12 protein-coding genes are annotated in these 14,557 nt (G+C 69.5%); 8 read left to right on the top strand and 4 right to left on the bottom strand.

The window, feature by feature from the left end:
- Positions 1 to 82: 82 nt before the first annotated feature.
- From BA895_RS19830 to BA895_RS19815, 4 genes are all read right to left on the bottom strand, one after another.
- Positions 83 to 1,234, bottom strand: coding sequence for a N(5)-(carboxyethyl)ornithine synthase (locus BA895_RS19830; protein ID WP_139142802.1), 1,152 nt, complete (start codon positions 1,232 to 1,234; stop codon positions 83 to 85).
- A complete protein-coding gene (guaA, locus tag BA895_RS19825; protein ID WP_070193610.1) occupies positions 1,234 to 2,823 on the bottom strand; it encodes a glutamine-hydrolyzing GMP synthase in 1,590 nt (529 codons plus the stop codon). Before guaA ends, BA895_RS19830 begins: the two co-directional genes overlap by 1 nt.
- Positions 2,824 to 3,349: 526 nt before the next feature.
- Positions 3,350 to 3,748 carry a DUF3817 domain-containing protein gene (locus tag BA895_RS19820; protein ID WP_070193609.1) on the bottom strand — a complete coding sequence of 133 codons (399 nt, stop codon included), beginning with the start codon at positions 3,746 to 3,748 and terminating at the stop codon, positions 3,350 to 3,352.
- Complete coding sequence (locus BA895_RS19815; RefSeq protein WP_070193608.1) at positions 3,745 to 4,524, bottom strand: SURF1 family protein; 780 nt, start codon at positions 4,522 to 4,524, stop codon at positions 3,745 to 3,747. The genes BA895_RS19820 and BA895_RS19815 overlap by 4 nt, the downstream gene beginning before the upstream one ends.
- 91 nt (positions 4,525 to 4,615) lie before the next feature.
- Between BA895_RS19815 and BA895_RS24055 the strand changes: the two genes are divergently transcribed.
- The 8 genes from BA895_RS24055 to mnhG all read left to right on the top strand — a co-directional run bounded on the left by BA895_RS24055 (position 4,616) and on the right by mnhG (position 14,534).
- Positions 4,616 to 5,311, top strand: coding sequence for a hypothetical protein (locus tag BA895_RS24055; RefSeq protein WP_070193607.1), 696 nt, complete (start codon positions 4,616 to 4,618; stop codon positions 5,309 to 5,311).
- A 238-nt stretch (positions 5,312 to 5,549) separates the two neighbouring features.
- Positions 5,550 to 8,000: an immune inhibitor A domain-containing protein gene (locus BA895_RS19805; RefSeq protein ID WP_070193606.1), complete on the top strand. Its 2,451-nt coding sequence runs from the start codon at positions 5,550 to 5,552 to the stop codon at positions 7,998 to 8,000.
- A gap of 113 nt (positions 8,001 to 8,113) precedes the next feature.
- Entirely contained in the window at positions 8,114 to 10,960 is a 2,847-nt protein-coding gene (locus tag BA895_RS19800; protein WP_139142801.1) for a Na+/H+ antiporter subunit A, read from the top strand.
- Positions 10,957 to 11,535, top strand: coding sequence for a Na(+)/H(+) antiporter subunit C (locus BA895_RS19795; protein ID WP_254666577.1), 579 nt, complete (start codon positions 10,957 to 10,959; stop codon positions 11,533 to 11,535). Before BA895_RS19800 ends, BA895_RS19795 begins: the two co-directional genes overlap by 4 nt.
- Positions 11,532 to 13,226: a Na+/H+ antiporter subunit D gene (locus tag BA895_RS19790; protein ID WP_070193605.1), complete on the top strand. Its 1,695-nt coding sequence runs from the start codon at positions 11,532 to 11,534 to the stop codon at positions 13,224 to 13,226. The genes BA895_RS19795 and BA895_RS19790 overlap by 4 nt, the downstream gene beginning before the upstream one ends.
- Positions 13,223 to 13,843, top strand: coding sequence for a Na+/H+ antiporter subunit E (locus tag BA895_RS19785; protein WP_070193604.1), 621 nt, complete (start codon positions 13,223 to 13,225; stop codon positions 13,841 to 13,843). Before BA895_RS19790 ends, BA895_RS19785 begins: the two co-directional genes overlap by 4 nt.
- Positions 13,840 to 14,160, top strand: coding sequence for a monovalent cation/H+ antiporter complex subunit F (locus tag BA895_RS19780; protein WP_070193603.1), 321 nt, complete (start codon positions 13,840 to 13,842; stop codon positions 14,158 to 14,160). Before BA895_RS19785 ends, BA895_RS19780 begins: the two co-directional genes overlap by 4 nt.
- Complete coding sequence (gene mnhG / locus BA895_RS19775; protein ID WP_070193602.1) at positions 14,157 to 14,534, top strand: monovalent cation/H(+) antiporter subunit G; 378 nt, start codon at positions 14,157 to 14,159, stop codon at positions 14,532 to 14,534. Before BA895_RS19780 ends, mnhG begins: the two co-directional genes overlap by 4 nt.
- The last annotated feature ends 23 nt before the right edge of the window (positions 14,535 to 14,557 follow it).

The raw sequence follows: 14,557 nt of genomic DNA, 5'->3' as shown, positions 1-14,557 counted from the left end.
GGTCCGGCGACGTGTCTCCCCTGACGGGTGTGCCCGCGGGCGGGCGCGCGGTCGGGGGGCTCGCGGGCGGACGAGCCAGGGGTCAGGTGCTGGGGTGGGGGTAGTCGGCGCTGCGGTGCTGGAAGGCAAGGATCGCCGGGTTCTGGATGACCCCGTCACGGATCTCGATGGCGTGTCGGATCGTCGGGTCGGCGGCCCAGGCCTCGTGCCCGCCCATCACCGTTTCGAGGAACGGGAGCAACGCCTCGCTGTTCTCCCAGGTGGCCGAGTTCCAGAAGTAGGACGGGCTGTGGTCGACCGCGTAGTAGAGCACGTTGTCGCCCACCACGAAGGTGGGGCGGCGAAAGGTCGTGGGCTTGGCCCACTCGAAACCCATCCCCTCGTCGCACGAGACGTCGATGATGATGGTGCCGGGGTTCACCAGCGCCAGATCGTCGTTCATGATGAACATCAGCGGGTGCTCAGGGTCTTGCAGCACGCAGTTGACGATGATGTCGTGGTCGGCGAGAAACTCGGCCAGCGGCACCTCGCCCTCCTCGGTCGCGACATGGCTCACGCTCGTGCGGGTGTCGGCGGCCCCGAAGTTGACGATGGTCGCGGAGTGGATTGGGGCGGCCACGGCCGCCACGTCTCGGTGCGTGAGCACGTCGACGTCATGGACGCCGATCGCGTTCAGGGCCGTGACGGCACCTCGGGCCGTTGCGCCGAAGCCGATCACGGCGGCGCGCAGACGCCGGCCGTAGGTGCCGGTGGAGCCGGCCAGCGCCGTGGCGTGCAGCACCGAGGAGTAGCCGGCCAGCTCGTTGTTCTTGTGGAAGACGTGCAGCTGGAAGGCGTCGTCGCTGCTCCAGTGGTTCATGGCCTCGAAGGCGATCAGCGTCAGCTTCTTGTCGATGGCCACCTGGGTCATGGCCGTGTCCTGCACGCAGTGCGGCCAACCCCACAGCACCTGGCCGTCGCGCAGCTGCGACACCTCGCTCAACACGGGCTTGGGTTGCACGATGACGTCGCACCGCTCGATCAGCTCGTCGCGGCCGAGCACCCCGGCCACCACCTCGCGCAGGCCGTCGTCGGTCATGCCGAAGTCGGAGGCGAACCCGGTCTCGAGGTAGAGCGAGGCGAGCGCCTCGTCGGGGATGCGCCGCAGGTGGTCGGGATGCAGGGCGATCCGCCGTTCGTCGAGCTTCGACGACGTGGCCATGACGCCGACCTTCAACGGGTTCGTGCTCATCATCACTCCCATTCGATGGTGCCGGGTGGCTTGCTCGTCACGTCGAGCACGACGCGGTTGACCTCTTCGACCTCGTTGGTGATGCGGGTCGAGATCGCGGCCAGCACTTCGTAGGGCACCCGGGCCCAGTCGGCGGTCATGGCGTCCTCCGACGCGACGGGGCGCAGCACGACCGGGTGGCCGTAGGTGCGGCCGTCACCCTGTACCCCCACAGAGCGCACGTCGGCCAGCAGCACGACGGGGCACTGCCAGATGTCGCGGTCGAGCCCGGCCTTGGTCAGCTCGTCACGCGCGATCGCGTCCGCCCGTCGCAGCAGGTCGAGACGCTCAGCCGTGACGGCACCAATGATGCGGATGCCTAGCCCGGGGCCGGGAAAGGGCTGACGCCAGACGATGACCTCGGGCACCCCGAGCTCGAGGCCGACGTGGCGAACCTCGTCCTTGAACAGGGTGCGCAGCGGCTCGATGAGCTGGAACTGCAGGTCGTTGGGCAGCCCGCCGACGTTGTGGTGGCTCTTGATGTTGGCCGCACCCTCGCCGCCACCCGACTCGACCACGTCGGGGTAGAGCGTGCCCTGCACCAGCCACTTGACCGGATGCTGCTCATCACCACGGTCGGCCACGACGTCGCGCGCCGCCTGCTCGAACACCCGGATGAACTGGGCGCCGATGATCTTGCGCTTCTGCTCGGGGTCGGTCACTCCGGCCAGCGCGGTGAGGAACTGTTCGCGGGCGTCGACGACGACGAGGTCGACCCCGGTCGCCGCCACGAAGTCGTTCTCGACCTGCTCGGCCTCGCCCTCGCGCAATAGCCCGTGGTCGACGAACACGCAGGTCAGCTGGTCACCGACCGCCCGCTGCACGAGAGCGGCCGCCACCGAAGAGTCGACACCGCCCGACAGGGCACAGAGCACCCGGTCGTCACCGACCTGCTCGCGGACCGTGTTGACGAGGTCGTCGACGACGTTGGATGCCGTCCAGTCGGGAGCGATGCCGGCTCCCTTCCAGAGGAAGTTCTCGAGCACCCGCTGCCCCTGCTCGCTGTGCAGCACCTCGGGGTGCCACTGCACGCCGTAGAGCCGGCGTTCATCGTCTTCGATGGCGGCGACGGGGGTACCCGGGGTGGAGGCTGTCACCGTGGCCCCGGGAGGCGCGCTCGTCACCGAGTCACCGTGCGACATCCACACCGCCTGGGTGGTCGGCTGGCCCGAGAACAGGGTCGAGTCGAGGCCGGTGATGGCCGCGCTCGTGTTGCCGTACTCGCGCGAACCGGTCTGCTCGACGGTGCCGCCGAGGGCCTGGGCCATGGCCTGGAAGCCGTAGCACATGCCGAAGACCGGAACTCCGGCCTCGAGCAGGGCGGGGTCGAGGCCGGGGGCGCCATCGGCGTAGACCGAGCTCGGACCCCCAGACAGGATGATCGCGGCAGGGTTGCGCGCCAGCAGGTCGGCGACCGGGGTCGAATGGGGAACGACCTCGCTGTAGACCCGGGCCTCGCGCACTCGTCGGGCGATGAGCTGGGCGTACTGAGCGCCGAAGTCGACGACGAGGACGGGGTGGCTCTGCAGGTCGGTCGGGTGCGGGTCGCTCACGCGGCCACCCTATCGGCCGGCCGGCTGTCGATCCCCGCGGCCGGATCCGGCATCCGCGCCCCGCAACCCCGCCACAGTCCGATCCCCGCGGCCGGATCCGGCATCCGCGCCCCGCAGCCCCGCAGCCCCGCAACCCCGACACGGTCCGATCCCCGCGGCCTGACTCAGCCGGCATCCTCACGCCGCAACCCCGCCACGGTCCGATCCCCGCGGCCGCATCCGGCATCCGCGCCCGGCAGCCCCGCCACGGTCCGATCCCCGCGGCAGGATCCGGCATCCGCGCCCAGCAAACCCGCCACGGTCCGATCCCGGCGGCAGGATCCGGCATCCGCACGCCCCGCAGCCCCGCCACGGTCCGATCCCCGCGGCAGGATCCGGCATCCGCGCCCGGCAAGCCCGCCACGGTCCGATCCCCGCGGCCCGACCCGGCATCCACGCCCCGCAACCCCGCCACGGTCCGATCCCCGCGGCCGGATCCGGCATCCACGCCCCGCAACCCCGCCACGGTCCGATCCCCGCGGCTGACTCAGCCGGCGGTGGGGGCGGCGTCGTGGGTTGCGTCGGGACCGGAGGCGAACTGTGCCCGCTGCAACAGCGCCTCGGTGTCGGCGGTGTTGCGCCGTTCGGCGACCCACGGCACCACCGGCACGAACCCGGCGAGCAGGTTGCGCACGATGCGGCCCATGCCCCACGAGGCCTTGATGCCGAGGTTGGCCACCGATGCCGCGTAGCCCATATAGATCAGCCCGTGGATCGGGCTCCAGTACTCGGTCAGCACGTTGGTCTGCTCGAGCACGTACTTCATCAACATCTCGAGCAGCAGCACGAACAGGGCGATGCCGGCCACGACAGCGAGCACACGGTAGATCTTGAGCGCCGACCGAATCTGGGTCGCTCCGGCGGGGCGGGGCGGGGTTGTGCTCACGCTGGGACCTCTTCCCGGGGGGCTGCCACGGCAGGCTCCCCCTGCTGTTCTGCTCGAAACATCTTCCACCACATCCAGATCGCGAAGAGCCCGAAGACCCACCACTGCACTGCATACGCTGCGTTCCTGAGATTGAGCGGGGCGTCGAGCGTCGGTGGGGGCACCCGGTCGAGGGACGTCTCGGCGCCGACTGCCGCGCCCCCGACCTGCTCGTTGCTCGCGAAGATCACCGCGTTGTAGAGGGCACCGGGCCACTGGTTGACCAGCTCTGCCAGGTCGATCGAGCGGCGCTGGTCACCGGGCAGGGCAGGCCCGGCCCGAGGAGACTCTCCGGGCCCGAGCGTGCCGTCGACGGTGACCACGCCCCCCGGGGCTGCCTGCGGCGATGTCGGGCTGCCGGGCACGAAGCCGCGCAGCACCGCAATCGTTCCTTCGGACGTGACGAGTGGCGTGACCACCCATGAGCCCGACCGGTCACCCAGTCGGCGGTCGACCACGACGAGACCTCGCTCTACGGCATACGTGCCCCTGGCCGTGACGGGCCGGTTCGACAGCTCGGGCGTGAAGGGCGCATGCGGAGCGAGCACGGCGGGCAGGGCTGCTGGAGAGCTCGTTCCGGCAGCCGCAACGGCATCCTTGAGTCCCTCGTCACGCGCCACGCCCAGCTGCCAGAGGCCGAGCAACACACAGACTGCGACGGCGAGCAGGGCGAGACCCAGAAACCCCAGCCAACGGGGGGTGAACAGGGCACGCAGCACCCCTTCAGGGTAGGTCACCGGCGGTCCACGCCCTGCACCGTGCCGACCAGAGCAGACGAGAGCCGACCAGATCCGACCAGGCCCAGGATCCGTGCCAGACTCGGCGCCCATGATCGACCACGCCCCACTCGCTCGGACCCGCATCCGCACCTGCTTGGCCGCGACGGTGGGCGTGGTGGGGTTTGCTCTGCTCACCGGCTGCGGCTCGACGTCACCGGCGCCCCCCGTGACCACCGTGACGGTGTACTCCGACGGCACCACCGTGACGCCCGGCCCTACGGCTGTCCCGGCGGCGCCGGCCGGCCCGTCGTCGGTGCCGACGGTCACGGCGCCGTCGCTGGATCCGAGCGGTCCACCGCCGGTGCGCGTCGGTAAGCTGCGCGGCGCCCCCGCCGACTTCGCCGAGGCCAGCTCCCGGGTGTCGAAGGCTGCCGCGTCGGATGCCGCTGCCACCTCGGTCGTCAGCCCGAGCGACAACATCTTCTGTGGCGTCGTCGACAACGGCGCCGCAGTCGCCTGTGAGGTCGGCACGGGGCGGGCCCCGGCCCCGAAAGCGACGCCATGCCCCGGCGGTGGCGGCGCGACAGACGTCGGCCGGGTCGAGCTGACGGCGGCGGGGGCGAGGCCGATCTGCAACTCCGACACGATCCGGGTTCCCGGAGCGCCGAAGCTCGCGTACGGCAAGCGCTGGAGCCCGGACGGCACATCGTTCTCCTGCCTCAGCGAGGAGGCCGGCATGACCTGCGTCGACAGCAAGCACCAGCACGGGCTGTTCATCGCGCGAGCGACGTACGCGACCTTCTGACGTCGTCGACACCAACGCCGAGACGATCTCGATCCGTCGACCGGGCGGGTGACACCTCGCCGGACCTCTCCGCAAAGTCTGAGTTTTCGCCCTATTTATGATCTCTTTTGGATAACGATGGTTGAACACTCTGTGGCGTCTCACCACGTGGTACTTGACTGGGCCAGCGCTCGAGGCAGAGGTGATGGTGGCCCGCGGCGCTGTCCATCGGTCACTCGCACATTAAGGACGGTCCTTCGTGGGTCACTCACTCATCTCGCGGCGACGCAGACTCATCGGCGTGCTCGCCTCCGGGGCCCTGGTCGCCGGAGCCGCTGCAGCCACTCCGGTCCAGGCGGCTCTCGCGGCCGGAACCCCCAGCGCCACCGGCACGACCGGTGCATCGTCAACGGCATCCGTCGACGACAACCTTCGCCCACCGCAGGCCGTCAAGCAGGACGCCCTGCGTCAGAAGGCACTGCAGCGGCGCATCCTTGGCGACCCGAGCGCCCAGGGCAAGGTCGCCCAGGTCGGTGGCACCTCCAGTGCTGCAAGGTCGGGCGCCGCGAAGGGCAAGGGAAAGTACGTTCAGCTGGAACGCGAGGGCACCGACAAGATCTTCGTCGTCATCGTCGAGTTCGGTGACCAGCAGTACCCCAACGCGGTGTTCCAGGGCCCGCCGCCCGACGGCAGCACCACCGATGTGACCGGGCCCCTGCACAACCAGATCCCGGCGCCCGACCGCAAGGTCGACAACAGCACCCTGTGGCTGAAGGACTACACCAAGGCGCACTACGAGAACATGTACTTCAACCGCATGGCGAAGTACTACGAGACGCAGTCGTCGGGTCGCTACTCGGTCGAAGGCACGGTCACCGACTGGGTCAAGGTCCCCTTCAACGAGGCGCTGTACGGCCGCAACTACTGCGGCGACATCGTCTGCGCCACCTCGAAGGCGCTCGTGCGCGACGCCCTGGCGATGTGGGTGCAGGGCCGCCTTGACGCGGGCATGACCATGCCGGAGATCACGGCCTACCTCAAGACGTTCGACCAGCAGGACCGCTACGACATCGACGGCGACGGCAACTTCGACGAGCCCGACGGCGTCATCGACCATTTCCAGATCGTGCACGCAGGGGGCGATGAGGCCGCCGGCGACCCGAACCAGGGCTCGGACGCCATCTGGAGCCACCGCTCGGCCGCGAACCTGCAGGCCGGCGGCCCGCTCGGCGCCGGAGTCGACATCGGCACCAACGGCGGGCTCGTGTCCAGCCCCGACGTGCCCAACCACTCGACCGGGATGTGGGTCTACGACTACACGGTTCAACCCGAGAACGGTGGTCTCGGCGTCTTCGCCCACGAGTTCGGCCACGACCTCGGTCTACCTGACCTCTACGACACCTCCGGCAACACCGGAGGCGCCGAGAACAGCACCGCCTTCTGGACGCTGATGAGCTCGGGCGCGAACATCGGCGACGGTTCGCGCAAGGGCATCGGCGACGCCCCCACCGACATGGGGGCCTTCGAGCTCTTCCAGCTCGGCTGGCTGCAGCCGCAGGGCAAGAAGGGCCCCTTCTACGACATCGCTCAGTCTGACGAGCGCTCGGTCCACAAGCTCGGCACGAACGCACCGGCGAGCAAGAGGTCGGTGCAGGCGCTGTTCACCGTGCTGCCCGAGAAGCAGGTGGCCCTCGACATCGGCACGCCGTTCGCCGGCGAGAAGATGTACTGGAGCACCTCGGGCGATGAGATCGAGACCACGATGACGCACGCGGCCACTGCCGGTGTGCTGTCCGCCAAGGTCAGCTACGACATCGAGCAGGACTGGGACTACGCCTATCTCGAGGCCTCGCCTGACGGCTCGACGTGGACTCCGGTCGCGACGAACCTGTCCACCACGGCCAACCCGAACGAGCAGAACCAGGGCCAGGGCATCACCGGCTCGAGCGACGGCGCGTGGGTCGACGTCACGGGCACCCTGCCTGCTGGCACGACTGCGGTGCGGTTCCGCTACTGGACCGATGTCGCGGCCACCTTCCCCGGCATCAACATCGACCAGGTCGCCCTCGACGGCGCCCTGATCGGCACGGCCGAGACCGACACCGAGGGCTGGACCTTCGACGGCTTCGTGTCGACGACCGGCACCGAGGTGCAGTCGTACTTCAACGCGTACATCGCCGAGAACCGGCAGTACGACGGTTACGACACGTCACTCAAGACGGCCTACAACTTCGGGTTCCTCACCACGACCCCCGACCGGGTCGAGAACTACCCGTACCAGAACGGGATGCTCATCAACTACTGGGACGGCTCGCAGACGGACAACAACGTCGGCGACCACCCGGGGTCGGGGCTCGTGCTCCCGGTCGACGCCCACCCGGGGTTCACCCACTGGGCCGACGGCACCCTGATGCGACCCCGCATCCTCTCGTACGACTCGACCTTCGGGCTCGAGAGAACCGAGACGATCACCCTGCACAAGGACGGCGAGACGCAGAGGGTCTGGGGCCGGAGCGCTGCTCCCGTCTTCGACGACACGAAGAAGTACTGGTACGACTCCGACGAGCACGGCGCGACCGGCGAGCACCCCGGCCGCTACCAGCCGGGCTGGTACGGCGTGAACGTGCCGAAGACCGGTACGACGATCCGGGTCGTCAGCTCCACCGCCAAGGGCCAGACGTTGACGGTGAAGGTGCAGCCGAAGTGCTGACCCCACCCGCGGTCACGACGAAGGGCCTCGCCGGCCAATGGTCGGCGTGGCCCTTCGGCGCGTCTAGGATTGGCGCTCAGCAATCGTCCTGACCACCCGACCGAGGGGCCGCCGTGGCACAACTGCTGATGCTGCACCTGGTCGCTGCCGGGCTCGCCCCGCTGCTGGTCAGGCTGCTGCGCGCCCGGGCCTTCCTGGTGCTCGCCCTCGCCCCCGCCGCCGGGTTCGGTTGGCTGGTCTCCGTCGCGACCACGGTGCGCGACGGTCGTTACCCGACCCAGAGCTTCTCGTGGGTGCCCGGTCTCGGGCTCGGCATCGACTTCCGCCTCACGACGCTCTCGTGGCTGCTCGGTCTGCTGGTGACCGGTGTGGGCGCCCTCGTGCTCGTCTACTGCCGGTGGTACTTCCGTGACGACGACCCGACGCTCTGGCGCTTCTCCGCCGTGTTCACCGCCTTCGCCGGGGCGATGTTCGGCCTGGTGCTGACCGACAACTTCCTCGTGCTCTACGTCTTCTGGGAGCTGACGACCGTCTTGTCGTACCTGCTCATCGGGCACAACCCGGCGAGCTCGACGAACCGTCGCTCCGCCATGCAGGCGCTGATGGTGACCACCGCGGGCGGCCTAGCCATGCTCGTCGGCATCATCGCCCTCGGCGTGCACCACACCTACTCGATCAGCGGGCTGCTGGCCGCGCCTCCCCCTCCCGACGCCGTGACGACCGTGGCGGTCGTTCTGCTGCTCGTCGGCGCCCTGTCGAAGTCGGCGCTCGTGCCGTTCCACTTCTGGCTGCCGGGGGCAATGGCGGCGCCCACCCCCGTCAGCGCCTACCTGCACGCCGCCGCGATGGTCAAGGCCGGCATCTATCTCGTCGCCCTGCTGGCCCCCATCTTCGCCGGCTCCCCGGGCTGGCACGCACTGACCCTCGGGCTCGGCCTGTTCACCATGCTCGTCGGCGGCTGGCGGGCACTGCGACAGCACGACATCAAGCTGCTCCTCGCCTACGGCACGGTCAGCCAGCTCGGCTTCATCGTGGCGATCGCCGGGCTCGGCACGAAGACGTCGGCCCTGGCGGCGATCATGCTCGTGCTCGCTCACGGACTGTTCAAGTCGACGCTGTTCCTCACCGTGGGGGTCATCGACAAGTGCACCGGCACCCGCGACCTGCGTGAGCTGTCAGGGGTGGGTCGGAGCCTGCTGCCGGTGTCGGTCCCGGCCTGCCTCGCCGCGCTGTCGATGGCCGGGGTGGTGCCACTGGCCGGCTTCGTGGCCAAGGAGGGCGCCCTCGAAGCGCTCTGGGACGCTTCACGATCCGGAGCCCCACTGCCCCCCGCCCTGTCCGCGCTCGCCCTGGTCACCCTCGTCGTCGGCTCGGCCCTCACGGCCGCCTACACCGCCCGGTTCATCTGGGGTGCGTTCGCGACCAAGCCCGGGGTGGCGCCGACGCGGGTGCGGGCCCCGCATCCGGGCTTCGTCGTCGCGCCCCTGCTGCTGGGCACGCTGTCGCTGCTCGCCGGGGTGCTCGCCCCCGTCGAGTCGCCGTTCCTCATGCCCTACGCCGACCCGTTCGAGGGAGCCGCCCCCACCTCTCTCTCGCTCTGGCACGGGCTCACGGTTCCGCTGGTGCTCTCGCTCGTCTCGCTCGTCGTCGGCGGCGCCCTGTTCGTGTGGCGTGACGGCGTCGGAAGGGCCCAGGCGAGGGTGCCTTCGGTCGTCGACGGGGAACGCGGCTACAACCGGGTCATGCGCGGGGTCGACCGGTGGGCGGTCGAGACGACGGCGTTCACCCAGCGCGGTTCGCTGCCCATCTACCTGACCGGCATCCTGCTGGTGTTCGTGGCGCTTCCTGGCGTCGCTGCCCTGACCCGCGGCACAATGCCTTCGATCCGCTTGTGGGACAGCCCTGCTCAGGCGGTCGTCGGAGTCGTGGTCGTCGCGGCCTGCGTTCTGGTGCTGCTGACCCGCCGACGCCTCACTGCGGTGCTTCTGGTGAGCGTGACCGGCTACGGCTCGTCGCTGCTCTTCATCCTGCACGGAGCACCTGACCTCGGCATCACCCAGATGCTGGTCGAGACCGTCGGGCTCGTGGTGTTCGTGCTCACGCTGCGTCGCCTTCCGGCGAAGTTCACCCGACACCCGGACTCCCCGGCCCGAACCTGGCGCATTCTGGTCGGCGTCGCGGTGGGCGTTTCGGTCGCCGCCATCGCCCTGGTCTCTTCCGGTGCCCGCAAGGCGCTACCCGTCTCGGCCGAGTTCCCCGCCCAGGCCTACGAGTTCGGTCACGGGAAGAACATCGTCAACGTCACGCTCGTCGACATCCGGGCGTGGGACACCCTCGGCGAGGTGTCGGTGCTCGTGGCCGCCGCGACCGGCATCGCCAGCCTCGTCTTCGTACGCACCCGCAACACCCGGCTGTCAACGGCGAGCGCCAAGACCGTGACGGGCGGCGAACCGGAGGGGGTCACCTGGCTGCGCGGTGGCTCCATCATGCGGCGTGAGCGACGTTCGATCGTGTTCGAGGTGGTCACCCGCCTGATCTTCCACGTCATGCTGGCGGCCTCGCTCTACCTGCTCTTCTCCGGTCACAACCAGCCGGGCGGCGGCTTCGCCGGCGGGCTCGTCGCGGGTCTGGCGCTCGTGGTGCGCTACCTCGCGGGCGGTCGCTACGAGCTCGACGAGGCGCTGCCCGTCGACGCGGGCCTGGTGGTCGGTCTCGGGCTGCTGGTGGCGATCGGGTCAGCCGTGGCCCCACTCGCCTTCGGCGGCACCATCCTCGAAACCACCTCGTTCGACTTCTCCTGGCCGATCTGGGGTGAGGTGCACATCGTCAGCTCGCTCACCTTCGACGTCGGCGTCTACCTCATCGTCGTCGGCATGATGCTCGACATCGTGCGCAGCCTGGGCACCGGCATCGACCGGCAGATGGCCGAGGAAGAGCGCAGTCAGGAGGTGGTCTCGTGATCGCGACGATGACCCCGGTTGCGGCGGTCGCTGCTGCGTCGGCGCACAGCGCTGTCGCCCCGGCCCTGATCGAGGCGACCCTGCGACCGAGCCTGACCCTTGTGGTCATCGTTGCCGCTCTCGTGGCGACCGGCACCTCGCTGCTGCTCGACCGTAGCCTCGTGCGGGTGCTGCTCGGCCTGCTGCTCATCGGCAACGGGGTGGCGGTGCTCTTCATGGTGGTGAGCGGCGCGGCCGGCGCGGCTCCGTTCGTGGGCTCGGCCGCACCCAGCGAGATGAGCGACCCCCTGCCCCAGGCCATGGTGCTGACCGCGATCGTCATCTCACTCGCCACGATCGGCTTCCTGCTCGCTCTCGCCTACCGCCTGTGGCAGATCTCCGGCACCGACGACGTTCCCGACGATGCCGAGGACGCCCGCATCCAGCGGCTGGCCGAGGCCCGTGAGACGTCAGAGACCTATGACCCCTCCGAGGTGCCGACGACGACCTCCGACGAGCTGGCGGGCGAGTGGCCCGACGGCCCCGACCAGCGGCAGCCGACCGGTGATCAGGTCGTGGGGGGTGGGCGGCCATGAACGAGCTCGCGATGCCGGCTCTCGTGCCGATGCCGGTTCTGCTGCCCCTGTTCGGCGCGGCGTTGACTCTCGCGTTCCGACGCTCGGCCCGGTTGCAGCGCACGACGAGCGTCACCGTGCTCAGCCTCGTGGTCGTCGTGGCCGCAGTGCTCGTGCACCAGACCGACGCGAACGGGCCGCAGGTGCTCTGGCTCGGCGGCTGGGACGCACCGCTCGGCATCGCCCTGGTCGCCGACCGGCTGAGCTCGCTGATGCTGCTCGTCTCGAGTGTGGTAACGCTCATCGTGCTCGTCTTCGCCATCGGGCAGGGCAGCGCCGACGACAACGACGACGGCCAGCAGACGCCGTTGTCGATCTTCCACCCGACCTACCTCGTGCTCACGGCCGGCGTCGCCAACTCGTTCCTGGCCGGCGACCTGTTCAACCTCTTCGTCGGTTTCGAGATCCTCCTCTTCGCCTCGTTCGTGCTCATCACGCTCGGTGGAACGGCAACCCGTATCCACGCCAGCACCACCTACGTCGTGGTCAGCCTGCTCAGCTCGGCGCTCTTCCTCGTCGCCATAGCCGGCGTCTACGCCGCCACCGGCACGGTCAACATGGCGCAGCTCGCGATCCGGCTGGGAGACATCTCGCCGGGCGTCAGCCTCGTACTGCAGCTCAGCCTGCTCACCGCCTTTGCGGTCAAGGCGGCGGTCTTTCCCATGTCGGCGTGGCTTCCCGACAGCTACCCCACGGCCCCGGCTCCCGTCTCGGCCGTGTTCGCCGGGCTGCTCACCAAGGTCGGCGTCTACGCGATCATCCGCGTGCAGACGCTGCTGTTTCCCGACTCCCCCCTCCAGGGCCTACTCATGTGGGCGGCATTGCTGACGATGGTGGTGGGCATTCTCGGCGCCGTGTCGCAGTCGGGCCTGAAGCGCATCCTGTCGTTCACGCTCGTCAGCCACATCGGCTACATGATCTTCGGCATCGCGCTCGCCACCCCGCACGGCATGGCGGGGGCCATCTTCTACGTCGTGCACCACATCACCATCCAGGCGGCCCTGTTTCTCATCACCGGCCTGGTCGAGCGGCTGGCCGGCACCACGTCGCTCCACCGGCTCGGTGGCCTGGCGCTCGCATCACCGGCCCTCGCGATCTTGTTCTTCGTCGCGGCCATGAACCTGTCCGGCATCCCGCCGCTGTCCGGCTTCCTGGCCAAGATCGGGCTCGTGCAGGCGGGGATCGAGGTCGGCACCCCGCTGGCGTGGGTACTCGTCACGGCCGGCATCGTCACGAGCCTGCTGACCCTCTACGCCCTGACCAAGGTGTGGAGCCAGGCGTTCTGGCGCAGTCTCGTGGAGGCACGCGCCACGAGCGACCTGCTCGAGCCGGGCAGTGGTGACACGACGGCGGCCGAGGTCGAGGTGAGCGCCGTCGAGAACGCCAACCTCGCCGCGGTCTCCATCGGTCGCACCGGTCGGGCGGCCATGATTGCGCTCGATGCCGACCCGGCCACGGGCGAACGACTCGAGACGAACGCCCGATCCCTACCGCGCACGATGATGGCGGCCACCGCCGCCATGACGGCCGTCGGCCTGGTCATCACTTTCGCCGCGGGCCCACTCTTCAGCTACACGCAACGGGCCGCCGCCGACCTCATCGGCCGACAGCCCTACATCACGTCGGTGCTTCCCGTCGAGGTGCGCCGATGACGCACCCCAGCACCCCGGATGCCGCTGAGGCCACCCGCTCCGACGGCCCGCGGGGACGACGCCGTCAGCTCCAACCACGCGCGGTCGTGGCGATCGCCACGGTCTGGATGCTGTTGTGGGACCAGCTCAGCTGGGGCAACCTGGTCAACGGTCTGCTCGTCGGTCTTTTCGTGACGCTCGCGTTCCCGCTTCCCTCGATCCAGTACGCCGGGTCGTTCCGGCCCCTGCGGTACGCGATGCTCATCGGCCGGTTCCTGTTCGACCTGGCGCTCTCGTCGTGGCAGGTGCTGCGCCTCGCCCTCGGGGCCCGCACCCCGCAGAACGCCGTCATCGGCGTGCAGCTGCGGTCACGCTCCGACTTCTACCTCACCATCACCGCCGAGCTGGTCACGCTCGTGCCGGGCTCGGTCGTCATCGAGGCGCGGCGGTCGAGCTCGATGCTCTACCTGCACCTCATCGACGTGGGCCGGCCGGGAGCGATCGAGGCCCAGCGGCGCAACGTGCTCGAGGTCGAGGAACGGGTGATCAGGGCGCTCGGCTCCCGAGCGGAGATCGCCGCTCTCGAGCAGAAGAAACACTCGGGGCGCGCCGCCACCCCTTTGAGCGAGGCAACGTGACCATCGTCGCTGCCGCTGCCATGCTCATGCTCGGTGCCGCTGCTGCGCTGGTGCTGGTGCGCATCTACCGCGGCCCGAACAACCTCGACCGCATCATCGCGACCGAGATCCTGCTCATCATCGTCATCGCCGGGATCGCCATGGAATCGGTCTGGCACCGCACGTCAACGAGCCTTCCGCTGCTCATGATCCTGGGTCTCGTCAGCTTCGTCGGAGGGGTGGCCGTGACCCGGTTCATGGCGACCAACTCCGAAGAGCCCGAACCGAGGCCCTCGATCCACGCCGACGAGCCGGACGAGCCGGAGACAACCCGATGAGCTGGACCACCGCGCTCGACGTCGCGGGCGCCGTCGCCCTGCTGCTCGGCGCTTTCCTCTGCCTTGCCGGCGCCATCGGTCTGGTGCGTTTCCGCGACACCCTCTCGAGGCTGCACGCGGCGACCAAGCCCCAGACCCTGGGCCTGATCCTGGTGCTGACGGGCCTGGCTCTCACCCTGCGCACCTGGGCCGCGGTGACCACGCTCGTGCTGCTGGCCGCCACCCAGTTCTTCACCGGCCCGGTCTCTGCCCACCTCGTCGGCCGGGCGGCCTACCGCACCGGCACCGTCGACAAGGAGAGCCTGATCCTCGACGAGCTGAGCGAGGCGCTCGAGCAGGCAGAGGCGCCCGAAAGGGGTTCGCCTCCCGAATAAACGGGATGAGGCACGGCCGCCGG

Origin of the sequence: Humibacillus sp. DSM 29435, assembly GCF_001758225.1 — a bacterium.
In the GTDB taxonomy this organism is placed as follows: domain Bacteria; phylum Actinomycetota; class Actinomycetes; order Actinomycetales; family Dermatophilaceae; genus DSM-29435.
The sequence above is the reverse complement of the archived record's forward strand: the minus strand, read 5'-3'. Positions and strand labels throughout refer to the sequence as shown.